A 21,803-nucleotide genomic window follows, 5' to 3' on the forward strand; every position below is an offset into this window, starting at 1 on the left:
TCGTGGGCGATGAGGCCGGCGCCAAGGCCCTGGCCGCGCCCGCGCGCGTGATCGACGTCAAGGGCGGCACGATCATCCCCGGCTTATCGGTAGCAGCCACGCCCATCTCTACGGGCTGGGCAAGGCGCTGGCCGAGATCGACCTGCGCGGCACCGCCACGGTCCAGGACGCGGTCCGCGCGCGTGAAGGAGGCCGCCGACGTCAACCCCGGCCGCGGAGGCTGGAGGGCCGCGGCTGGGACCAGAACGACTGGCGGTGAAGGAGTACCCACTTCGCGAGATGCTCGATCGCGGCCGGCAAGCGACCGGTGCTGCTGCGGCGGGTCGACGGCCACGCCGCCGGGGCAGCACCGCGGCAGCTGGCGCTGGCCGGCGTGACGGCGGCCACGCCGACCGCCGGCTGGCGGTCTATCCGCGCGACGCGCAGGGCGAGCCGACGGGCGTGCTCATCGACAACGCGGTGTGGCTGGTCACGGCGGCGATCCCGCGCCGGACGAACCCGAGGTGCGTCGCCGCCTGCGCCTGGCCGCCGAGAACTGCCTGGCCTGGGCGTGACTTCGGTGCACGACGCGGGCATTGTGTCCTGGGAGCGCGCGCAGTTGATGAAGGAGCTGGCCGCCGCCGGCGACTTCCGGGTGTGCGCGTGCACGCGATGTACGACGACGGAGGCCGCCACGCCGGCCGCGGCCCTGCAGACCGGACCCTGGTCCAGCGACGACGGCATGCCCCGCTGCGCGCGGTCAAGCTCTACGCCGACGGCGCCCTGGGGGCCGCCGGCGCCCTGCTGCTGGGCGACGACGGCGACCAGCCGGCCACCGCGGCCTGGCGGTCACCGACGCCGGCCACCTGCGCGAGGTCATGCGCACGATGGGCGACGCCGGTCCAGGTCCGCACGCATGCCATCGGCGACGGCGGCAAGCTTCGGCTGGTGCTGGACCCCCACCAGCGGTGCTGGGGCGAACTGAAGCCGCGCGATGCGCTGGCGCTTCGAGCACGCGCAGATCCTGGACCCCGCCGACATCCCCGCTTCGCGAAGCTGGGCGTGATCGCCGCGATGGCCGGTGCACTGCACCTCGGACATGGACTGGACCGACGAGCGGCTGGGCGCAGAGCGCCTGAGGAGACGCCTACGCCTGGCAGTCTCCTGAAGACCGGCGCGCACCTGTCTTCGCGGCACCGACTTCCCCCGTCGAGAAGGTCGAGCCGCTGGAAGGGCTGTACGCTGCGCGTACGCGCATGCACCCGGACGGCGCCCATCGGCGGCTGGCGCCCCGAGGAGGCGGTCGACGCCCGCACCGCGTTGTGGCTCTACACGGCGGGCGGGGCCTGGGCGGCGTTCGCCGAGGGACGAGCTAGCGTCATCGCGCCGGGGTACCGGGCGGACCTGGTGGTGCTGGACGGGGATCCGGTGGGGGGCGAGGCGAAGGGAGCTGCTGGGGATGGAGGTGACGGCGACGGTGATCGGGGGGAAGGGGTGGTGGCGGAGGGGGGCAGTAGCAGGGCCTACACGAGAGAAACGCTGCCACTGCGTACTGGCGCAGCCAACAGCAATGCCCGCCGATCGTACCTATTCCACGATCGGCAGACAGATCACAACTCCCCGATGAGCGGCAACAGCCGCTCCACCGTCAGCCGCTCGTTGAGCTCACGCAGCGCACGCGGCCGGCCCTGCGTGTGCGTACCGACCAGCTCCTTGCCCTGGAGGTTCAGGACGGCGGCCACGCGGCCGCCGTCGCATGGCTCCAGCTGGCCCGCCACCGTCAGGCGGCAAACCGGGCCGAATGGGCCCTGCTCCCAGGCCAAGTCCGGCTGGGCGCGCAGCAGCCAGGCGCCGGGCTCGCAAGGGCCGGTCGCCGCGGCCAGACCGAGCCGCGCCAGGGCCTCGCCCAGGTTCGCGGCGAGATTCTCGAGCCCTTCCGGCGCGTCCTCGACGACCAGCCGCAGTCGCAGGCCGGACAGCAGGGCCGCGCGCCGGCCCTCGATCCCTTCGCGCAGTTGAAGGTCGGCGGCAAACGGGGCGTACTCGCCGCGCGACAGCCCGCAGCGCGTAGGCAGCCGTGGCAAGCCGCGTAAAGCCCGATTCGGCCCGGCGCAGCGTGGCGGTCCAGGCGATGATGTCGTCCGCACCGGATTGCAGCTGGGCGGCCGCGGCGCGGAAGTCGCCCGCGGCAAGTTCGTAGTCGCGCCCCAGCGCGGCGGCCGCCTCGGCGCGCGACAGGACCGCCAGGCCGTGGTAGAGGCCCTTCTCCAGCCGGCGCGCCGCGGGGTCGGGGCGGATCATTTCGGCATGCCCGAACGAGGTCTTCACGGTCGAACCGGAGCAGGCGCTGCCGGTCGCTGGTGCGGCCGTCGACGGTCAACGAGCCGGCCTCGGTCTCGATCACTGCCGAGAGCTCGGAACGGACGCGGGCCGACACCTCATTGCGGGCGCTGGCCTCAGCCTCGGCATAGGAGACGGTGCTGGTGCCCTCCGCGACGATGTATTGGTCCTCGGGCCAGGCGGAAAGGCCCGCGCCGCAGGCGTGCCGCCGCCCGTGGCCGGAGGCGCGCCGGCGCTGCCCCCGCACCCGGCAGCCAGCGCCAGCACGGCCGCCAGGGCCAAGCCGCGCGCAAGGGAACGGGACGACCGGCGCCAGCGCACGTGTCACCGCCCCCCGATGATGCGGTCGACGTAGTCGGGGCCCTCGGCCCCGTAGATGGCCCGGACGGCCAGGTCGCGCCCAACGACCACGGTGCGGGGCAGGCGAACCTGGTCATCTCCGGAGCGCAGGTACGCCGTTTCGCAGGCACCGAAGCGGTCGACAACGACCGGGAACGCGGGCGGGCCGTCGAGGAAGCCGCGAACCCGCGGCGCGTCCTCCTGGTAGTTGACCAGCACCACGGACACGCGCGCGGCGCGCAGGTCTGCCGCGCGCGCGGCCAACTGACGGATGCCCTCGCGGCAGGGTGCGCACCAGGTCGCGAAGAAGACCAGCGCCACCCGGTCGGTCATGGTGTCGGCGAAGGCCTTGCGCAGGTTCCAGACCTTGTCATCGAGCGTCCAGCCGGCGAGCCAGGGCGCGGGCGCGCCGACTCGGGCCTGCCCCGAAGCTGTCAACGACTCCGTGACCACGGACACGCGCTCTGCCGCGGCGGCGGTCGTCACGGCGCACACGAGGAGAACCGCGGCCACAATCGGGATTCGTCCTGCTGCAGTCACGATCGCACTCTTCCCAAAGCAAGGGCTGCGGCAGTCACGGCGCCGCAGCCCACCATGTCGCGATGACTACTTGCTGCGATTGGCGTCAAGCTCCCAATCCAGCTCGGAAAACGCCTTGTCCGCGCGCTGCACCACGGCTTCCCGCACGGCTTCGTCCAATTCGCTCATGCGCCTGACCGTATCCTTGAAGCCGTCGACGTCCAGGCGCGCCAGCGCCCAGAAAGTGCCCGTTTTGCTGATCAGGAGTCGACCATCTCCGTGCCGGAGACGTTAAGGTCGGTGATCTGCTTCGCGACATCGACGATGTGCTGTTCGTCGGCCGCCGCCTTGCCGAAGTCCTCGCCCCCGGTGGTGGTGGCCTGGTAGTCTTTCAGCATGGCAGCGACCCGAGTCTGCAGCGAGCGGGCGATGTCGGTGCGGGCCCGTCCAAGCGCCGCATCGCGGGCAAGTCCCGTGTTCCGTGTGCCCGCCACCGAACCGACACCGTAGACAAACTTCGCCTTCTCGCCTTCCTTGTCGATGCAATGGCCGCTCTTGGTGACCCAGCAGGGGGCACCGTCGAACTCGTTGGAGGGCGAACTGACCGGAACGTTCTCCTTCGCGCCACCGCAGCCGGCGCACAGGAGGGCCACCAGAATCAGTGCGGTTGCGGTTACGGCGACACTGAGAATGCGTTTCAATGTCATGGACATTTTTCCTCCGTTTCAATCTGGCGATGAAACGAATGCGTCGCACCGGACCTCGACGTGGCCTTTGTCGGCACGTCAATCGGCAGCCCGAGAATCCTAGCGGGTTGACCGAACGGGAACAAGTGCATTCGTCGATGGTGACGCGTGTCAAGCGCCGCCCCCGAGCCCCGACCTGCACTCGGTGCTGATGCTGCCCTCGCGCGCACAAGCCGCGGTGTCGTCTGGAGACGCCGTCGAAGACCTGGCCCGAGGTCCTGACGACCCTGGGACAGCGGATAGACGCCCATGGGATCTTGAAGCCAATGGTCCGATATCCTTCAGGCGTGGCTTGAGGTCATCGCCCTGTGGGGGGCGCAGCCACGAAGCTCCTGTCTCCGCCGAAATCAGCGTACCAGTCCCAGCACCATTCCCAAACGTTGCCGTGCATGTCGTGTAAACCCCAAGCGTTTGCCGCCTCTTGACCCACAAGGTGGGGCGTGTTTCCCAGTTGTCACCATACCAACCGGCGCGTACAAGGGCCGGTGATGGTGGCCTGGCTCGTCCGGTTTGAGAGAGGGCGCAGCTTGCGGCGGAATCAGGGCAGGGCTAATGCGCGTGTCACCTGACGCTGGCGAGGATTCGACTTTGCGGCCGGGGCCCCACCCCGACCCTGGAGGCTTGACCCGATGACATCAGGTGGCGAGATCATGGCTTCCCTGACTACCGTTTCATTCGGATTGTGCAAACGGAATGAACGGCGCAAGTGCCTTGTGGACAAGCGGCTTCAGTGCCTCAGCGGTTGCCCGCCGGCGCAGGTTGTCGACCGGATCTCTGCCGCGACCCTCCAGCGGACCGCCGGCCAAGAGAACCGGAGCCAGGGCTACCCCATCCGGGCAGCTCTCGAGATTCCCTGATAAGCGTGCTTTGCAGTAACGCACGCCAGCGAGCGTGTTCCATTCAATCTCGGCTTGGAGCTCGAGCCTCAAGGATCCGACCTCCACGCAGTCTGCGGTTGACGCCCGCACGCCCAGCCCGATGATCGCACTGGCGACAGCGTCAGCAAGAGCTCTCGTGTCAATCCTTGGATCGGCCGCCAAGGATACGGCGATGCGCATCCCCGCCACGAGATCCGCGCGGGAACGTTCCAGCGTTCGCCGCAAGCCGCAATCGGCCTCGAAGCCCGGGACCGGGATACCGGTAACGGCCAGGTGACCACAGGCCGCATCCAACATTCGGCTGAACGCAGAGGAAGCTGCATGGAAAGCCTGCGCGAAGGCCACGACATCTTGTTCGAGTGTTCGAGAGTGTTCTGCCTGCGAACGAAACACTACCGCCGCGTCGCTGTATTCCGAGTCCAATTGTCGCGCGATTTCGTCACGTGATGCGTATGCGAACGCTCGATACACTCCCGCCGGGAATCCGCTCGATAGCTCGTCATCGATGCGTATCAGCTCATTGCGGTCGAACTTCGCTGCGATGCGGATGGAGCGATTCACAAATTGTGAGTCAATCACGATACCGTCGCGGGAGATCGATCCAGCGACGTCCGTCGAAACTACTTCAATGCGTGAGCGAATCTGGCTGACGATCTGGGCGCGGGCGTCGTTCTCTGCCTCACGCTGACTTGTCGCGCTGATTCCCCACGCAGTGACGCAAACGTGCTTCGGGTGTTTGGTGTCACCAAGCGCGCGCCGTGCCATATCCAGTGCGTGATATTCGTGTTGTGCCCGCGTGGACAAAGTCGTAGCGCAGCCAGGAATGACCAGCAGCAAGACTAGTATCGAGACAGTCCGGCTAGTCACGTGATTGTTGACTCCCGCCACAGGTCAAGAGATGAACCGGGAACGCTCCGTCTGGAAAACGCATTCTCGTGGCCATTCATCAAAATCCGAGGCCCGCGTCCAACGTGATGGCCCCTGCGACAGGGCCCAGCTTGGAAAGGTAGATGTCCCCCATGTCGAGTCCTGCTCCTCCCAGAGCATCCTTGAATCCAAGATAGAGCCTCAGTTCACAGAACATGAACGGACCGTCCTTTCCAGGTCGACCGCGCCACAAACCGCCACTCTGTATTCCCACGAGCCCGACGATACCGATCTCGCTTACGGTCTCGAACTGCACACTCTCACGATCTTCGAAGGTCAGTGTTGCCGGGGATGGGATGCCCACATAGGCGCCTCCACCGGCACGGACTTCGGCTTCGCCGTTGGTCATGATCATCGCAGCGATGTTCGTGTACGGCGCATCGAGATGCGCTTTGATCGCACCGTCGCGCCAGGTGACAGTACCTCCGGCGGTCAGCCTCAGTGCGCTCAATTCAAGTGCCAGTTCGTGGGATAGACGGAAGGAAAGCAGTCCCCCCGTACACACCCGCGAAGCTATTGCCTCCTCCACCGTCGAAGCCAGCGTACGTCCCCCCGCCAAGTACCGCCGCTGCGATCGCTGGCGGCCCCGGCTCGCGCGCCGGCTCGGGCTCGGTTACCTGGACTTCGTCGCGCCTTTTGCGCGGCTTCTTGCTCCCGGGAAGCTTGTTGAAGACCGTCTCTCCGGCCGCCCTGACCCCCGGCTCCAGTTTCGCGAACTCGTGAAGATTGACAGGTATGTTATCGATGCCTATTGGGTTGCCGGTGCCGGTGTCATACAGCGAAATCATGATCCTGTAGTCGCCGGCAAAGACGGTAATCCTTCCCGATACCACATAAGCTGCGCTGAGCTTCGCACCCTGCGCAACGGCACACTCGCCTTCGCAGTCGGACAGATTAACGTCTCCCCAGCAACTGTAGCATGTTGTCGGCCGTCATGATGAGAAATACTGCGGGTGGGGAAGCATTTCCGCGGCAACTTCTCTTAGTACCTCCGTCAGGTAGGTAACATCCTTGGCTTTGAGGTCGGCGTCGTTGCCGAGATCCAGCACAGCTACCCGCTGGACTTCTCCCGCACCAACAATGCCCGACTGCAGGCAACCCAAGACGAATCCCACGATGGCGGCGGTGCGCCAACTCATATCCGATCTCCATTTCACTTCAGGCACAGGTGTGTCCTCAGGACACCGCGTGTCGCAACGTGATCCTATTCGGTCAGTGGTACCTAACGCAAGCCCCGGTTCGCGGTCCGCCCACAGGCACGTCGCCCCGCCGCAAATTGACGTACTCCCAATCGACTTCTGCAGAGAGATGAGCCGCATATGATTGATATTTGGCTGCGAAGGTCGTTCAGCGTCCATTCCCGGTCCTCCGGAGAGGCCCCAAGGAAGGGTGGGGAGTCGGCCGCCGGTGCAAGGCTCGGGAAGCGCGCTTGTCCTATTCCACAATCGGCAAACAGATAGCCAACTCCCGCCTCAACAGTGGCAGCAGCCGCTCCACGGTCAGCCGCTCGTTCAACTCGCACCGCGCGCGCGGCCGGCCCTGCGTGTGCGTGCCAACCATTTCCTTGCCCTGAACGTTCAGGAGTGCCGCCGCGCGGCCGGCGCCGCACGACTCCAACTGGCCTGCCACGTACAAACGGCACACCAGGCCGAGCCGCGCCCAGGCTTCCCCGGATTCGCGCCGAGGTTCTCCAAGCATTCCGGATTGTCTTCGACGGCCAGACGCAGACTCAAGCGGGACAGCAGCGCCGCGCGTTGGCGATCGATCTCCTCCCGCAACTTCAGGTCGGCGGCGAAGGGAGCGTGCTCGCACCGCGTGACGGCCCGCAGCGCGTAGGCTGCCGAGGCCAAGCAGTTGAAGCCAGACTCGGCACGGCGTAGGATAGCGGTCCCGGCGGCCACGTCGTCGGGTTCATACTGCAACTGGGCGACGGCGGCGCGGAAGACGACTGCGGCCACGTCGTAGTCGCGCCCCGACGCCGCAGTTGTCTATGTGCGCGACAGAACTGCCCGCCCGTAGCAGCGGCCCTACTCCGAGCTAGTCTCGGTCTGGATGACGGCGGAAAGCTCGGAACGGACGCGCGCCGACACCTCGTTGCGTGCGTTTGCCTCGGCCTCAGCGTAGGAGACGTTACTGGTTCCTACGGCGACGATGTACTGGTCTTCGGGCCAGGCAGAGACACCCCGGGGCTGCGCTGCACCGCTGCCCGTGACTGGTGGCGCATCGGCGCTGCCCCGCAGCCGGCGGCCAGCGCCAGGGCATCCGCCAGGCCCAGCACACGCGCAAAGGCACGGAGCGGGCGCCGACGCACGCGGTCTCCGTCCTCGAGGATGCGGCCGACGAAGTCGCGGCCCTCGGCCCGGTGGATGGTGCGGACGACTATGTCGCGCCCGATGACCACCGTACGTGGCCGGCGGACCTGGTCATCGCCGGTGCGCAAGTACCACGGCTCACTGTCGCCAAAGCGGTCGATAGCGAGCGGAAACGCGGGCGGGCCGTCGAGGAAGCCGCGAACCCGCGGCGCGTCCTCCTGGTAGTTGACCAGCACCACGGACACGCGCGCGGCGCGCAGGTCTGCCGCGCGCGCGGCCAACTGACGGATGCCCTCGCGGCAGGGTGCGCACCAGGTCGCGAAGAAGACCAGCGCCACCCGGTCGGTCGTGGTGTCGGCGAAGGCCTTGCGCAGGTTCCAGACCTTGTCCTCAAGCGTCCAGCCCGCGAGCCGGGGGCGCCGTCGCGCCGACGCGGGCTTCGCCCGAAGCCATCAGCGCCTCCGTGACCACCGATGCGCGCACAGACACAGAAGCTGCCCCGGATTCGATCGTGACCCCGCACGTGGCGAACGTCATCGCCAGCGCCAGAATGCACTGTACTGCAGTCACGATCGCACTCTTCCCAAAGCAAGGGCTGCGGCAGTCACGGCGCCGCAGCCCACCATGTCGCGATGACTACTTGCTGCGATTGGCGTCAAGCTCCCAATCCAGCTCGGAAAACGCCTTGTCCGCGCGCTGCACCACGGCTTCCCGCACGGCTTCGTCCAATTCGCTCATGCGCCTGACCGTATCCTTGAAGCCGTCGACGTCCAGGCGCGCCAGCGCCCAGAAAGTGCCCGTTTTGCTGATCCAGGAGTCGACCATCTCCGTGCCGGAGACGTTCAGGTCGGTGATCTGCTTCGCGACATCGACGATGTGCTGTTCGTCGGCCGCCGCCTTGCCGAAGTCCCTCGCCCCGGTGGTGGTGGCCTGGTAGTCTTTCAGCATGGCAGCGACCCGAGTCTGCAGCGAGCGGGCGATGTCGGTGCGGGCCCGTCCAAGCGCCGCATCGCGGGCAAGTCCCGTGTTCCGTGTGCCCGCCACCGAACCGACACCGTAGACAAACTTCGCCTTCTCGCCTTCCTTGTCGATGCAATGGCCGCTCTTGGTGACCCAGCAGGGGGCACCGTCGAACTCGTTGGAGGGGGTGAACTGACCGGAACGGCCTCCTCCGCACCGCAGCCGGCGCACAGGAGGGCCACCCAGAATCAGTGCGGTTGCGGTTACGGCGACACTGAGAATGCGTTTCAATGTCATGGACATTTTTCCTCCGTTTCCATCTGGCGATGAAACGAATGCGTCGCACCGGACCTCGACGTGGCCTTTGTCGGCACGTCAATCGGCAGCCCGAGAATCCTAGCGGGTTGACCGAACAGGAACAAGTGCAATCGTCGAAGATGACGCGTGTCAAGCGCCGCCCCGAGCCCGACCTGCACTCAGTGATGATGCCGCCGGCGGGCGCGCCGCGGCGCCAACTGGAGTCACCATCGAAGATCTATGCCGAGGTCCAGACTGCCCTTGGAAGGAGGATCGACGCCGATTGGATCTCACGGCCAAATTCCGAAGGACGGCAGGCGTGGTTTGTGGCTATCGCCCTGTGGCGCGCGGTCGCAAGACTCCTGTCTGGCCCTCGCCACCGCACGCGACGACCACACGGTCAATTGCGGGCACTCGCGCCGACGCGGCCGCTGCATGACTCAAGACTAACCTATCGTGAACATTTTGGAGTAAGCCTAGAATGTCTTGAGCATTGCCACGCCCAATTCAGTGCCTGGAGCCACCTTGACATTGACTGACCATTGAGGGTTCTCCACGAGCTTCTGGTAGATCTTCTCTTCTGAGGGGCTGGTCCACTTCTCGTAAACGAGATCCTCACCAGAAACGCGCAGGAAGCCGCGAAACCACCCAACTCGCTCGCCCTCAAAATCGCCGATGCAGGTCAAGCCCGGAACGAACACGCAGAGGCCAGCCCAATAGGTCGCTACGGAATGCTCCTTCTGAGAGATACACCGTGCGCTCTCGCCCTTAGTTCGCTGTTGTCCAGCTTCGCACCAATGTCAGCTGTTTCTCCCTCACGCACCTCAATCTGCCCTTGCCAGCGGCCACTCTCGTGTCGGACCTCCACATTCCGGGGGCCGACCATTGCCTCCAAGACGCACGGGGATACTCCAGCGCGCTCCCCGTCCAGGTACACCGTCCCCGAGACAGCGTTGCCCGACGCATCGGTCGCTGACACTTTCACGCCGCCCAAGCGCGGCGACATGTCGAACGTCAGCGACTCGTCCAGGCCGCGCGCAATTGTCAGTTCCCGCTCCTGTGCGTAGTAGCCAGCCTGTTCCACTGCGATCCTGTGCGGGCCCGGCGGAAGTTCCAAGTCCCGCAGCGGCGTCGATCCATGCGGCACACCATCGACGCGCACGATTGCCCCGGAGGGCGTCGAGACCATTCCCAATCGCCCGAAGTCCGGGTCCAGCTTCCAGTCAATCACTTGCTTTCGCCCTGCCGGACCTGGACCACTCCCCGCCGGGCAAGATATCGCTCCTTCTGCATACTAATCAGTACAGTCCCGTCCTGCAGTTCCCGGCTGCAAGGTGCGGCCGGACACAGCATCACGCTGTCAGCCAGTACCGTCGCCCCGGCGGCTCGGACCTGAACCTCGCAATCACAGCATGTCCTCGGGCGCGCTCCAGCCCATGCGCGGCAGCAAGGCGCTGCCTCCGCCCTCGCTATCCCTGCGAACCGGCACCGCCGCCAGCAGCCGCCGTGCTTCATTTTCCAACGGCTTCTCCATGTCCAGCAACTGCCGCCCCCCCGTGCGTCCATTCGCAACGAGGTTGCCGCTGTCTGTTGCAAACAACGAGATCGCCACCCTGTATTCGCCCTCGATGCTGGTCACCTCACCAGTGATGACCCAGTTCACCTGCAGCAGGCGCCCGGTCTGCACCGCACAGTCACCGACGCAGTCTGCCAGATTCCGGCCTGGTGGTAACAGTTCCGTGATATTCTCTCCGGTCAGCACTACGAACTGGGACGCGGGCAGAGACTCGCGCGCTATGTCCCGCACGATGTTCGTCAAGTAGCCGATCTCCCTCGCCTTCAGGTCGGCTGCATCATGGAATTCGAGCACCGCCACTCTCTGCTCCGGCGGCACCGCACTGCAGATGGCCGCAGCGAATACCCCGAATACCGCCATTCCGATGCCGACCCACCGGCGAGCCACCTCGTGCATGGTCCACGATTCACGATTCGACACTGCCACCTCACTCCACCCCTTGGCTTCCCGATTCATGATTCGGGTTCCTGCGTTGAGCAGATCTAGTTGTCGCACAGGCAGTCCGTAACCCATCGGAGGAGACACGACGCTCGCCATCCACACCTGCCTCCGCCCTCTGATCGCCAGCCCGCCGACGGATGGCGTTTCCTTGCCTCGGGGGCATGATCGCACCAACAAGGTGAATCAGATCCCAACGCTGGACAGGAGAACGCCCATGAACGGCGTATAGCATCTTTGATGCCCGATGGTCAATTGCCACGGCGGTCGTCGTCGATCCGACGGGCTCGCTATGCGCGATGCGCAAGCCGCATGTGCACGGGAGAGCCTCTTCACAGCCACCCCACGGAGGCTCGCCCCGAATCCCGACAATCCGCCCCATGGCGGCGCTTTCAGCTTCACGCTTCTACCGCCCCCGTTCACCATCGGGGCAACGCGACCACCGCCGACGATACCTCCAGTTTTCGGCCGCGGCTCCGGCGCGGCCCGCCTGCGCCTGCGCTTGCTGCCTCCGTCCTGCTCACCGCGCTGAACTGCGGACAACCCGGAAGCCCAGAAAGTCGTAGGCGCGCGAGGCGTCGTACCAGCGGCGATCCGCCGAACGAGAGCCCGGCGTCGCTGCCCCAGCAGCCGCCGCGATTCACGCGGTCCGAGCCTGACGACGGACCGCGCGGGTCGACCGCACTGCCCCCGCCGTAATCAGCGTACCAGTCCCAACACCATTCCCACACGCTGCCGTGCATACCGTGCAAACCCCAAGCGTTGGGGGCCTCTGACCCACAGGGTGGGTCGTGTTTCCCGAGTTGACACCATACCAACCGGCGCGCCCCAGAGGACGCTTCGTCCGACCCCGTGTTGTACGCCGTCGTCGTCCCCGCCCGGCACGCGTACTCCCACTCCGCCTCCGTCGGCAAGCGTAGCCGTCCGCCGACTCGTCCTATGTCACATCTTTGCCGCTGATCCGGTAGGCGGGCGCAGCCCTTCCTTCGCGCTCAGCTTGTTGCAGAACGACACCGCGTCATACCAGGTCACCTGCTCGACCGGCAGATCCGCACCCTTGTGGGCGTCGGGTTGCCGCCCATCACCTGCTCCCACTGCGCCTGAATCACCCTCAGTGGCGGACATGAGGTAAGCGCGAGTGATTCCACGCGGTGCCGCTGCTCGTCGCCGTCACGTCCTGTCTCGCTGGTCGGGCTGCCCATCATGAAGCCCGCCGGGATCTCCACCAGCTTGACCACCGTCCCTGACGCAGTGGCCGGGGCCGTGAGCGTCACCGACATCTCCTGCATCTGCCCTCGACAATCGTCGCCTGCCCCTTCCAGGACCCCGCAGGACCTTTCACGGCCACCTCACGACGACCCTGCAGGACCGTCAGCGGCTCGTACACCGCGCCCACGTCCTGACCGTCGACCAACACCGCGCCCTCCGCCGCGTTGCCCTTTGGCATCGACCGCCACGATCATCAGACCACCTGTTGCGCGGCACGGGCGACAAACGTACCGTCTCGCGCTGGCCACGCCCGAGCACCACGCTGCGTTGTGCCGGATGATGGTTCGACGAGCCCACTTGCACGTCATGCGCGCCGGCGCCGACCTCGCGAGCCGTCACGGGCGTCGAACCCCAATCCTCGCCGTCGACCGTCACCGCCAGTCCCGCCGGCCTCGCTCTCCACCGTCAGCCAACCACAAGTCTGGCGTCAGCACCACCGACACGGGCTGCCGCCGCGCCGGCCCGCACTTCCAGCGATTGCTCATGCGCGAGGTAGCGCACCTTCTTCAGCCCCCGCGGTAGACGCCGGTCGCCAGGGCTCCGCTTGCACGGCGTTCCGCCCACAGGCTGCCCGCCGTCGATCTCCACGATCGCCCCAGCCGGCTCCGACGCGAACGACACTACCACCCGCGTGGCGCCTTGGGCCGTCCAGGCTTCGGGCAAACGGTTCGGGCCGGTATCCGGCGCTTCGTCACCGTTCGCACCGCCGGCAGGCGCCGCGGAGATCCGCAGCGTCAGCAGCAGCTCGCGGGCTTTCTCCCGCAGGTCCGTCTCGATTCCCAGCAGGTCCGGTGCGCCCGCCCGCCGCGAGTCGATGAGATTGCCGCGAGCCGTCTCATGCAGGCTGAGCGTGACCCGCAACTGACCGGCGAACGCCGTGACCTCGCCGGTGACCACGTAGTCGGCTCCGAGGTTGCGCCCGGTCTCGACCGCGCAGTCACCCAGGCAATCGGCCAGCGATCGCCCCGGCGGCAGCAGTTGCTGGACGTTCTCGCGCGTCATCAGGATATACGCATCAGGCGGTAGGCGCGCGCGCCACGCCGCGCACCAGGTCTGACAGCGACAGGATCTCCGCCGGCGTGGCTTTGCCGGAGGCGCCGTCTTGGAAGTCGAGAACGGCGACATGGCGCACGGCCGCCCGGTCCGGGTCGGCTGCCAGGCACTGCGCCGCGAGCGCCCAAAGCCAGGCCATAGTTAGGATCATGCGTAGTTGACGCGTCATGTGTCACTTCCTCGGGAATCGTGCACTTGGCGGGACTGTGCCCCGCACCTCCCGTGCATCGGCATGCCGGTGACGGCCCCGCGACCTACCGACCGTTGGCGGCACCAGGAGGCACCACCCAGGGGCTGTCCGCCTCCAACAACAACAGCGACCGCACCTGAAGTGAGCCCGGCAACTCGGCAAGCGCGACGCTCCCCTGCCCCTCGCGGAACGGGTTCTCACCCACCAGTCCCAGGCCGAGGTTGGGATGGCGAACGAACGCACAGTAATCGAAGCCGTCCAGGCGGTTGGCCCAGTAGAGCACCCGCACCACCGAGCGGCCGCAAGTGTCCAGTCGCTCGCCCGGGTGAACTCCGTCGGCGGTCCGGAACCGCGGATCGAGAATCTCCACCGCAACGCATCGGACGTCACCGGGAATCTGCGCCGGAGCTCCCGAGTCCCCATCCGACGGCCGTACCGGACCATCGAGCGTGAACACCAGCAGGTCACGATCGTCAAGGCCCACGAGCGCCAGCACGCCCGCCGCCTCTCCACCCTCGCCTTCGAGCCACCGCGGCACCAGGCGCCCGCCGCTGGCGCGGGCCACCTCGCGGATTTCGGCCGCGGTCATGCCAAGCCTGAACCGCCCACAGCCGGCGGTGTGGCGCCCGGCACGACCGCGAAATCTCTGTCGCCGTGCGCCCCGTAGTCCACCCATCGATGTGTCCGCAGGTATTCGACGTGTTCCTGCAGCCCTGCCGAGGCCGAAAGCTCCAATGCCAGTTCCCGGTATTCGCCCCGGCCAAGGCGCACGGGCACGGTGCCGAGACAGCCGGGAAGCGCATCGTGGTACACGAACACCAGCAGGTCGACTCCGGCCGGCAACGACTTGACCTGATACCAGCCGCCGCGGGGCCCGCTCGTGGTCGTGGCAGCGCCATAGATCTCCGAAACGTCCCTGTCCGTCACGACGATGTGGCCGCCCGCCATGCGCACCAGGTTGGCACGCGCGACCCCGTGGATGGCGGCCAGGCCGCCGGCACCAGCGTCCGGCGGCAGCGACACTTCCTGGGATTGCGCGCGACCGCCGGATGCCAGAAGGACGGCGACGACGAACAGCATGCGCAAAGCCGCGTTTGCGCCGACGCGCTTAACCGCGGCAGGCGTTCGGCCTTCGGCGCCGCCCCGCACGGCCTTCACCGATGTGGGCATCCCGACAGGAATCGTGACAACAAGTGTGGCTGTTCGCTCGCGGCTCACGCTAGGCACCTCGCGATAGGGCCAAGTCAAGCAGTCATCGAGGACGCTGAAACAATGGGCCGATTGCCCGACTCCGGCCGCGGCTCCGGCGCGGCTCCGCTCGCGCCTGCGCTCGCCGCCTCCGTCCTGCTCACCGCGCTGAACTGCGGACAACCCGGAAGCCCAGATAGTCGTAGGCGCGCGAGGCGACGTCCCCGAGGCGACTCGCCGAACGGCAGAGCCTGGCGACGCTGAGCCAGCTGCCGCCGCGAAGCACGCGGCGCAAGCCTGACGACGGACCGCGCGGGTCGACCGCACTGCCCCCGCCGTAATCAGCGTACCAGTCCCAACACCACTCCCACACGTTGCCGTGCATATCGTGCAGACCCCAAGCGTTTGCGGCCTTCTGACCCACAGGGTGGGTCCTTTTTTCCGGAGTTGCCAACATACCAACCGGCGCGTCCCAGAGCAGATTCGTCGGCTCCGGTATGGTACGCCGTCGTCGTCCCCGCACGGCACGCGCATTCCCCTCCGCCGTCGGCAGATGGTAGCCGTCCGCGGACTCGTCCCAAGTCGCCTCTTTGCCGCTGATCCGGTACGCGGGCCGCAGCCCTTCCTTCGCGCTCAGCTTGTTGCAGAACGACACCGCGTCATACCAGGACACGTTTTCGACCGGCAGATCCGCTCCCTTGTGGGCGCTCGGGTTGCCGCCCATCACCTGCTCCCACTGCGCCTGAGTCACCTCAGTTGCGACATGAGGAAGCGCGAGTGATCTCCACGCGGTGCTGCTGCTCGTCGCCGTCACGTCCCGTCTCGCTGGTCGGGCTGCCCATCATGAAGCTCCCCGCCGGGATCTCCACCAGCTTGACCACCGTCCCCGACGCAGTGGCCGGGGCCGCGAGCGTCACCGACATCTCCTGCATCTGCCCCTCGACAATCGTCGCCTGCCCCTTCCAGGACCCCGCAGGGCCTTTCACGGCCACCTCACGACGACCCTGCAGGACCGTCAGCGGCTCGTACACCGCGCCCACGTCCCGACCGTCGACCAACACGCGCCCCTCCGCCGCGTTGCCCTTGGCATCGACCGCCACGATCATCAGACCACCGTTGCGCGGCACCGGCGACAAACGTACCGTCTCGCGCTGGCCACGCGTGACCACCACACTGCGTTGTGCCGGATGATGGTTCGACGAGCCCACTTGCACGTCATGCGCGCCGGCGCCGACCTCGCGAGCCGTCACGGGCGTCGAACCCCAATCCTCGCCGTCGACCGTCACCGCCAGTCCCGCCGGCTCGCTCTCCACCGTCAGCCACCCGAAGTCAGGCGTCAGCGCCACCGACACGGCCGCCGCCGCGCCGGCCCGCACTTCCAGCGATTGCTCATGCGCCACGTAGCGCACCTTCTTCAGCCCCAAGCGGTAGACGCCGGTCGCCAGGGCCCTCTTGCACGGCGTCTCGCCCACAGGCTGCCCGTCGATCTCCACGATCGCCCCAGCCGGCTCCGACGCGAACGACACCACCACCCGCGTGGCGCCTGGGGCCGTCCATGCTTCGGGTGAAGGCCGAGGTTGCGGCGCGGCATCATCCGCCTGGCCACCGCTCTCGGGCGCCAGCGCGCGGAGCTTCAACAGCAGTTCCTGGGCCCTGGCCCGCAGATCGCGCTCGATGCCCAGCAGATCGGGCGCGCCCGCCCTGGCGGAACCAACCAGGCTGCCCCGCCCCGTCTCGTGCAGGCTGAGGTGACGCGCAACTGACCGGCGAACGCCGCCATTTCGCCGGTCACGACGTAGTCGACGCCCAGGGTTGCGACCGGTCTCCACCGCACAGTCGCCCACGCAGTCGGACAGCGTGCGACCTGGCGGCAGCATCTGCTGGATGTTCTCGCGGGTCATCAGCAGGTAGCGATCCGTCGGCAGGACGTCGCGCGCCACACCGCGCACCAGATCCGACAGCGACAGGATCTCCGCCGGCGTCGTCTTGCCAGACGTGCCATCCTGGAAGTCGAGAATTGCGATGCGGCTTATCGGACCATCGTCGGCACCAGCGTGTGCAGGGGTTGTTGCGAACAGGCCGAGCCATACCATGCTGCCGAAGAATATGAGCAGGTGCCTGCACTCCACGATTCCTCCTCCGCCGTGCACCCGAGGTGCAGCACGATCACCACCGGCAGCGTGCCCGACTCCGGCGGCGGCTCCGCTCGCGCCTGCGCTCGATTCATCCGTCCCACTCACCGCACCGAACTGCGCACAACCCGGAAGCCCAGGTCGTCGCCTGAATCCGAGGCGGCGATCCCGAGGCGAAACGCCGAACGACAGAACCCGGCGACGGAGCCCCAACCGCCGCCGCGAAACACGCGACTTGAGGCCCGACGACGGGCCGCGCGGATCGACCTCGCTGTGCCCGCCGTAGTCACCAGACAAGTCCCAGCACCACTCCCACACGTTGCCGTGCATGTCGAACAGGCCCCATGCGTTCGCGGACTTCTGACCCACAGCGTGGGATTCCGCGTCCGGGCTGCCACTCCACCGCGGCATGTTCAGGGGCCGCTTCGTGGGACCCTGATTCGTAGGCTGTCGTTGAACCCGCGCGACACGCGTACTCCCACTCCGCTTCCGTAGGCAATCGGTACCCGTCCGCGGATGCGTCCCAAATCACATCATCGCCGCTGACCCGATAGGCGGGGCGCAGACCTTCCTTGGCACTCAGCCTGTTGCAGAACGACACCGCGTCGTGCCATGTCACCCTTTCGACCGGCAGATCCGGGCCCTTGTGGGCGCTCGGGTTGCCGCCCATCACCTGCTCCCATTGCCCCTGCGTCACTTCGGTCGCGGACATGATGTACGCGCGAGTGATCTCCACCCGGTGCTGCGTCTCGTCGCGGCTACGCCCCCGCTCGCTCTCGGGGCTGCCCATCATGAAGCTCCCCTTCTGGATCTCCACCATCTTCAACCCGAGCGGCCCGGATGGCGCCGTCGCCGCACCTGCCCTGGCCCCCCCGATCACACCCTCCATCTCCCGCAGCACCGCCTCCTCGCCCTCGACTTCGCCCTTCCACACCGCGCCGCCCGCCTGCACTTCCATAGTGTGCTGCCCCATCAGCAGCGTCAGCGGTTGGTACGTCTTACCCGCCTGCTGCCCGTCGATGAGGACCAGACCCTCGACCGCGTTGCCCTTGCCATCTTTCGCGATCACCTTCAACCCGCCATTGCGCGGCGTCGGCGACAGGTTGACGACTTCGCGCTCGCCGCGCTCGATGACCACGCGGCGACCCTCGTTCACATAGCGTTCGGCCTGAACCATGACGTCGTGCGTCCCGAGCGCGATCTCCAGTGTCCGGATCGGCGATGTGCCGGCGGGCTTGCCGTCGATGAGCACCGGCAGACCGTCCGGCGTGGTCTCGACCGTCAGCCACCCGAAATCCGGCGTCAGCGTGGCAGCCACCGTGGCACCAGATCCGGTCTTCACCTCCAGCGTCTGGGCGTGCGTCACGTAGCGCACCTTCTGACCTGGATGCGATACAGGCCCGGTACAAGGGCTTGCGTGCAAGGGGTCTCGCACACTGGACGGTCGTCGATCTCGACCATGGCGCCGCCGGGCTCCGAGCTGAAGGAGACGATCTCCTCGGCCGGACCGTCCGCAGCCCAGGCCTGCGCGCCACCGCCCAGGCGTTGTTCGGCACCGACCGCACCTTGCGCGCCCGCCGCGCCACTGCCGAGCGGACCCAACAGGCTCAGCACCTGCTGGTCCAACTCCTTTTCCACGTCCAGCAAGCGCGCCGACCCTGCCTGCACCTGCCCCAGCAGGTTGCCGTTGGCGGTCTCGTGCAGGTTCACCGTCACGCGGATCTCGCCGCCGAACGTGGTCACTTCGCCCGTGGCCACGTAGTCGGCGCCGATGCGTCGTCCCGTCTCGACCGCGCAGTCACCTACGCAGTCAGCCAGCGTCCGGCCCTCGGGCAGCAGTTCACTGATGTTGTCGCGCGTCATGAGGACGAAGCGCGCTGCCGGAAGCACCCGGCGGGCCGACCCGCGCACCTTGTCCGAGAGGTACAGCACCTCGTTGGGTTTGACGGCGCCGCCGCTGGAATCGTGGAAATCGAGGACGGCCACCTTCGCTGCTGCCGGGCGTGGCGCGGCAGCATTGGGCTGGGCGCCGACCGGGGGCGCGTGGCCGCCCGTCACCAGTAGTCCCAGAACGATTATCGCACAGGTACGCATCTTGCCTGACCGCATGGTTTGGCGCCGTGCCGCGAGAGGGAAGCTCCACGCGGTCAACCCCTTGCAATGGCGATTCTCCCACGGCGGACGGGCTCCGGTCAATCCTGTGCGCTATCCCTCTGGATCACCCGTGCGCGGCTTCCAGAGCGACCCTCCTGGCATGCCAGCCCTGCTACTCCCCACTTGACACCTCCGGCGCCTGCCGCCATACTTTGATCGGTCGCCGTACAAAGCCGCTCGCCGAACAAGGTCGGCCGGCGCCGCGCACCTGCCCATGCGGAGGTTCCCCCGTGAACACGACCCGAAGCCGGATTCCTGCGCTGCTGCTGCTCGTCTCCCTGCTCGCCCTGGCCGGCTGCGGCTCCCGCGACATCGCCGGCCTGGACGTCGCCCGCGCGCGCATCGAGCCGCTGGTCTTCGACGACGCGTACGGGGACGACTTACTTCCAGGCCTTCTCCGGCACCTATCTCAATGCGGTCAGCCTGGACTCGCTGCAGGCGCACACCGGCACGAAGTCTGAAGGTGGTCGTGCCGGGACGGGACGCCGCTGGGCGCGTACGCGGGCGGCGTGCTGACGACGGTGGGCGCGCGCGACTTCGCGCTGACTTCAACGCGCTGACGTTCTATGCCAAGTCGAGCGTGGTCTCGACGCTGAACGAGGTCGGGTTCGGCAACGACAACACCGGCACCTCGGTCTACTCGGCCGGGGCGCGCGAACATCGCGTCTGAATCCCTCATGGACGTTTGTGGTCGTGCCCATCCCCTCGCCCCCGCAAGATCGTGGCCGAGCGCGGGATGTTCACCATCGCCGAGGGTTACGAGGCCTGAACCCCACCGGGCCACACGCTGTGGTTTCGACGAGATCGCGTACGCGAACCTCCTGAACGTGACCCGCGTCAGCGCGAACACGCCTCGGTCAACAAGCAGTACCTCATCGGGTCCCGGCGACGATCGAGGGCACGACGACGACGTTCAGCATCGACGGCGCCAACGTCGTGGTGAACCACGCCCACCTACTTCGACTTCTCCTCGTCCAACCCGGCCATCGCCAGGGTCGAGGGGAACCAGATCCGCGTCATCGGCGCCGGCATCGACACGATCACTGCCGACACGCTCGCCGTGGGGGGTCGGGGTGATTTCATCACCAGCTGTCGCGCCGCCGTCCCGCCGCCCCCGGTAAACCGGGCGATGGTGCCGCGGCCGATGTGATCCGCGGTTGGGCGACTCACGTCAACCGGCCGGTCACGAGCCAATTGCACTGGGGCGGCCCGACGACGCAGAACGGGACCTACCTGATCCGGCAGCGCCAACATCAGTACACGGCGCTCAACCCGGTGGGTTCGACTTCGCCACCGCAGAAGATCGACATCTCCGGGATGACGCACCTGCCTGGACGCCCGCGCCGGTGGGCACCCTCCTGCGCGTGAAGCTGGTCGCCATGGCCGCAACCGGGACCGCCGTGCTGCAGCCCGAGCTGACGTTCAACGCGACACAGTGCCCTCGTTCGCGGCCGGCGGCTGGTCGGCGCTGGAGATCCCGATGGCCGACTTCGCGCGTTCGGTGCCGGTCGACAACATCGGGGGCTGGTGCTGAGCACCACGGACGCCACGGTGGTGGCGGTGGACAACATCTACTGGCACCGGTTGGCTGCGGTCCCCGGGACGGGGACCAACCAGGAAGCGGCCGGATGTTACAACGAGAACCTCACCTGACTCCGGAAGGTTTCAGGCGCTCGGACCCGGGCCCACGCCCGTTGGCCGACGCCGTGCTGCGCCTGATCTGGCAGAAGCAGCGCATCTCGCGCGCGGAGATCGCCGGCGTGGCCGGGCTGTCGCGCCCGACGGTCTCGGAGGACTGCGTCGGCGAGATCCTGCCCATGGGCATCGTCACCGAGGTGGGCGAGGGCCCCCGCGCGGCCGCCCGCCCCCACGTGCTGAAATTCCGCGACGACGCCTGCGTGATCCTGGGCGATGGGGGCCACCTGACGTGGTGCCCCCTGACCGACCTGCGTGGCCGCGTGCTGGCCTGGCACACGCGTGAACAGGCTGCGCGCACCGACCCCCGACGGGCACCCGCCCGCGTCATCGACGAGATGGCCGACGCCGCCTGGCCGCGCCGGCGTGGCGGCTGGTCGCCCGCTGGTCGGCATCGACGTGGCGCTGCCCTGCCCGGTGGATCCTCGCACCCTACAGCCGCATGTCGACTGAAGGTCATGCCCGACTGGGGTGGCCGGCATGGCCTCGAGGGCGCTGGCCGCCAAGCACGACGGTGCCGCTGATGGTCGACAACGACGCCAACCTGGGCGCGCTGGCCGAGCACTGGTGGGGCGCCGAGGGGCGCGGCGTCGACGACCTGGTCTACACCGGGGTGGCGATGGGCGTCGGCTCCGGGCACGTGATCGGGGCGAGATCTACCGCGGCGCCACCGGCGTGGCGGGCGAGATCAGGCACCTGGTCCATCACCCCTTGGGCAAGCCCTGAGTTTGGGCAAGGCTGCGCGGCTGCCTGGTGACGCTGGTCGGCGGCCCAGGCGCTAGTTTCCCAACGCGCGGCCGAGCTGGCTGTC

Annotated in this window: 29 protein-coding genes and 2 pseudogenes; 5 read left to right on the forward strand and 26 right to left on the reverse strand. The window is 67.4% G+C overall.

Going from position 1 to position 21,803, the window contains the following annotated elements:
• Positions 1–255: 255 nt before the first annotated feature.
• Positions 256–1,998: an amidohydrolase family protein gene (locus IPK20_00420; protein ID MBK8015294.1), complete on the forward strand. Its 1,743-nt coding sequence runs from the start codon at positions 256–258 to the stop codon at positions 1,996–1,998.
• Between the two features lie 645 nt (positions 1,999–2,643).
• On the opposite strand, the gene IPK20_00425 is transcribed toward IPK20_00420, so the two are convergent.
• The 25 genes and pseudogenes from IPK20_00425 to IPK20_00545 form a co-directional block, all read right to left on the reverse strand.
• A complete protein-coding gene (locus IPK20_00425) occupies positions 2,644–3,144 on the reverse strand; it encodes a redoxin family protein (protein ID MBK8015295.1) in 501 nt (166 codons plus the stop codon).
• Positions 3,145–3,437: 293 nt separating this feature from the next.
• On the reverse strand, positions 3,438–3,884 hold the full coding sequence (locus IPK20_00430) for a hypothetical protein (GenBank protein ID MBK8015296.1): 447 nt from the start codon (positions 3,882–3,884) through the stop codon (positions 3,438–3,440).
• Between the two features lie 337 nt (positions 3,885–4,221).
• Positions 4,222–4,353: an SUMF1/EgtB/PvdO family nonheme iron enzyme gene (locus IPK20_00435; GenBank protein MBK8015297.1), complete on the reverse strand. Its 132-nt coding sequence runs from the start codon at positions 4,351–4,353 to the stop codon at positions 4,222–4,224.
• Between the two features lie 241 nt (positions 4,354–4,594).
• The gene (locus tag IPK20_00440) at positions 4,595–5,638 is read right to left on the reverse strand and encodes a hypothetical protein (GenBank protein MBK8015298.1); all 1,044 of its coding nucleotides are present in this window, start codon (positions 5,636–5,638) and stop codon (positions 4,595–4,597) included.
• Between the two features lie 109 nt (positions 5,639–5,747).
• Positions 5,748–6,179, reverse strand: a complete 432-nt coding sequence (locus tag IPK20_00445; GenBank protein MBK8015299.1) for a hypothetical protein — start codon at positions 6,177–6,179, stop codon at positions 5,748–5,750.
• A 1-nt stretch (position 6,180) separates the two neighbouring features.
• A complete protein-coding gene (locus tag IPK20_00450; GenBank protein ID MBK8015300.1) occupies positions 6,181–6,561 on the reverse strand; it encodes a hypothetical protein in 381 nt (126 codons plus the stop codon).
• Between the two features lie 99 nt (positions 6,562–6,660).
• On the reverse strand, positions 6,661–6,867 hold the full coding sequence (locus tag IPK20_00455) for a hypothetical protein (GenBank protein MBK8015301.1): 207 nt from the start codon (positions 6,865–6,867) through the stop codon (positions 6,661–6,663).
• Positions 6,868–7,305: 438 nt separating this feature from the next.
• Positions 7,306–7,686, reverse strand: a complete 381-nt coding sequence (locus IPK20_00460) for a hypothetical protein (protein ID MBK8015302.1) — start codon at positions 7,684–7,686, stop codon at positions 7,306–7,308.
• 182 nt (positions 7,687–7,868) lie between these two features.
• On the reverse strand, positions 7,869–8,378 hold the full coding sequence (locus tag IPK20_00465) for a redoxin family protein (protein MBK8015303.1): 510 nt from the start codon (positions 8,376–8,378) through the stop codon (positions 7,869–7,871).
• A gap of 52 nt (positions 8,379–8,430) precedes the next feature.
• The gene (locus IPK20_00470) at positions 8,431–8,610 is read right to left on the reverse strand and encodes a hypothetical protein (protein MBK8015304.1); all 180 of its coding nucleotides are present in this window, start codon (positions 8,608–8,610) and stop codon (positions 8,431–8,433) included.
• A 66-nt stretch (positions 8,611–8,676) separates the two neighbouring features.
• A complete protein-coding gene (locus IPK20_00475) occupies positions 8,677–9,297 on the reverse strand; it encodes an LPP20 family lipoprotein (GenBank protein MBK8015305.1) in 621 nt (206 codons plus the stop codon).
• A gap of 476 nt (positions 9,298–9,773) precedes the next feature.
• Positions 9,774–9,983: a hypothetical protein gene (locus tag IPK20_00480; GenBank protein MBK8015306.1), complete on the reverse strand. Its 210-nt coding sequence runs from the start codon at positions 9,981–9,983 to the stop codon at positions 9,774–9,776.
• 38 nt (positions 9,984–10,021) lie between these two features.
• The gene (locus tag IPK20_00485) at positions 10,022–10,528 is read right to left on the reverse strand and encodes a PEGA domain-containing protein (protein MBK8015307.1); all 507 of its coding nucleotides are present in this window, start codon (positions 10,526–10,528) and stop codon (positions 10,022–10,024) included.
• A 174-nt stretch (positions 10,529–10,702) separates the two neighbouring features.
• Entirely contained in the window at positions 10,703–11,329 is a 627-nt protein-coding gene (locus tag IPK20_00490; GenBank protein MBK8015308.1) for a hypothetical protein, read from the reverse strand.
• A 401-nt stretch (positions 11,330–11,730) separates the two neighbouring features.
• A complete protein-coding gene (locus IPK20_00495) occupies positions 11,731–12,225 on the reverse strand; it encodes an SUMF1/EgtB/PvdO family nonheme iron enzyme (GenBank protein ID MBK8015309.1) in 495 nt (164 codons plus the stop codon).
• Positions 12,226–12,253: 28 nt separating this feature from the next.
• On the reverse strand, positions 12,254–12,436 hold the full coding sequence (locus IPK20_00500) for an SUMF1/EgtB/PvdO family nonheme iron enzyme (protein ID MBK8015310.1): 183 nt from the start codon (positions 12,434–12,436) through the stop codon (positions 12,254–12,256).
• A 246-nt stretch (positions 12,437–12,682) separates the two neighbouring features.
• Complete coding sequence (locus IPK20_00505; protein ID MBK8015311.1) at positions 12,683–12,955, reverse strand: PEGA domain-containing protein; 273 nt, start codon at positions 12,953–12,955, stop codon at positions 12,683–12,685.
• Positions 12,956–12,985: 30 nt separating this feature from the next.
• On the reverse strand, positions 12,986–13,582 hold the full coding sequence (locus IPK20_00510) for a hypothetical protein (GenBank protein MBK8015312.1): 597 nt from the start codon (positions 13,580–13,582) through the stop codon (positions 12,986–12,988).
• Between the two features lie 13 nt (positions 13,583–13,595).
• Positions 13,596–13,802 carry a hypothetical protein gene (locus tag IPK20_00515; protein MBK8015313.1) on the reverse strand — a complete coding sequence of 69 codons (207 nt, stop codon included), beginning with the start codon at positions 13,800–13,802 and terminating at the stop codon, positions 13,596–13,598.
• A gap of 85 nt (positions 13,803–13,887) precedes the next feature.
• Positions 13,888–14,412 carry a hypothetical protein gene (locus IPK20_00520; GenBank protein ID MBK8015314.1) on the reverse strand — a complete coding sequence of 175 codons (525 nt, stop codon included), beginning with the start codon at positions 14,410–14,412 and terminating at the stop codon, positions 13,888–13,890.
• Positions 14,409–14,903, reverse strand: coding sequence for a hypothetical protein (locus tag IPK20_00525; protein ID MBK8015315.1), 495 nt, complete (start codon positions 14,901–14,903; stop codon positions 14,409–14,411). The genes IPK20_00520 and IPK20_00525 overlap by 4 nt, the downstream gene beginning before the upstream one ends.
• A gap of 268 nt (positions 14,904–15,171) precedes the next feature.
• Positions 15,172–15,762, reverse strand: a complete 591-nt coding sequence (locus tag IPK20_00530; GenBank protein ID MBK8015316.1) for an SUMF1/EgtB/PvdO family nonheme iron enzyme — start codon at positions 15,760–15,762, stop codon at positions 15,172–15,174.
• 1 nt (position 15,763) lies between these two features.
• Positions 15,764–17,554, reverse strand: coding sequence for a PEGA domain-containing protein (locus tag IPK20_00535; GenBank protein ID MBK8015317.1), 1,791 nt, complete (start codon positions 17,552–17,554; stop codon positions 15,764–15,766).
• Positions 17,555–17,570: 16 nt separating this feature from the next.
• Positions 17,571–18,320: pseudogene (locus tag IPK20_00540) on the reverse strand (formylglycine-generating enzyme family protein).
• Positions 18,321–18,505: 185 nt separating this feature from the next.
• On the reverse strand, positions 18,506–19,252 hold the full coding sequence (locus IPK20_00545; protein ID MBK8015318.1) for a PEGA domain-containing protein: 747 nt from the start codon (positions 19,250–19,252) through the stop codon (positions 18,506–18,508).
• A 275-nt stretch (positions 19,253–19,527) separates the two neighbouring features.
• Here IPK20_00545 and IPK20_00550 point away from each other — a divergent pair, with 275 nt between their 5' ends.
• Both IPK20_00550 and IPK20_00555 read left to right on the forward strand, forming a co-directional pair.
• Positions 19,528–19,758, forward strand: coding sequence for a hypothetical protein (locus tag IPK20_00550; protein MBK8015319.1), 231 nt, complete (start codon positions 19,528–19,530; stop codon positions 19,756–19,758).
• Positions 19,759–19,766: 8 nt separating this feature from the next.
• The gene (locus IPK20_00555; protein ID MBK8015320.1) at positions 19,767–19,967 is read left to right on the forward strand and encodes a hypothetical protein; all 201 of its coding nucleotides are present in this window, start codon (positions 19,767–19,769) and stop codon (positions 19,965–19,967) included.
• A 284-nt stretch (positions 19,968–20,251) separates the two neighbouring features.
• On the opposite strand, the gene IPK20_00560 is transcribed toward IPK20_00555, so the two are convergent.
• Positions 20,252–20,467, reverse strand: coding sequence for a hypothetical protein (locus tag IPK20_00560; protein MBK8015321.1), 216 nt, complete (start codon positions 20,465–20,467; stop codon positions 20,252–20,254).
• Between the two features lie 524 nt (positions 20,468–20,991).
• Here IPK20_00560 and IPK20_00565 point away from each other — a divergent pair.
• Positions 20,992–21,516: a winged helix-turn-helix domain-containing protein gene (locus IPK20_00565; protein ID MBK8015322.1), complete on the forward strand. Its 525-nt coding sequence runs from the start codon at positions 20,992–20,994 to the stop codon at positions 21,514–21,516.
• Positions 21,516–21,718, forward strand: a pseudogene (locus IPK20_00570) (ROK family protein). Before IPK20_00565 ends, IPK20_00570 begins: the two are co-directional and overlap by 1 nt.
• Positions 21,719–21,803 lie beyond the last annotated feature (85 nt).

Source organism: Betaproteobacteria bacterium (assembly GCA_016713305.1).
Classification (GTDB): Bacteria; Pseudomonadota; Gammaproteobacteria; order Burkholderiales.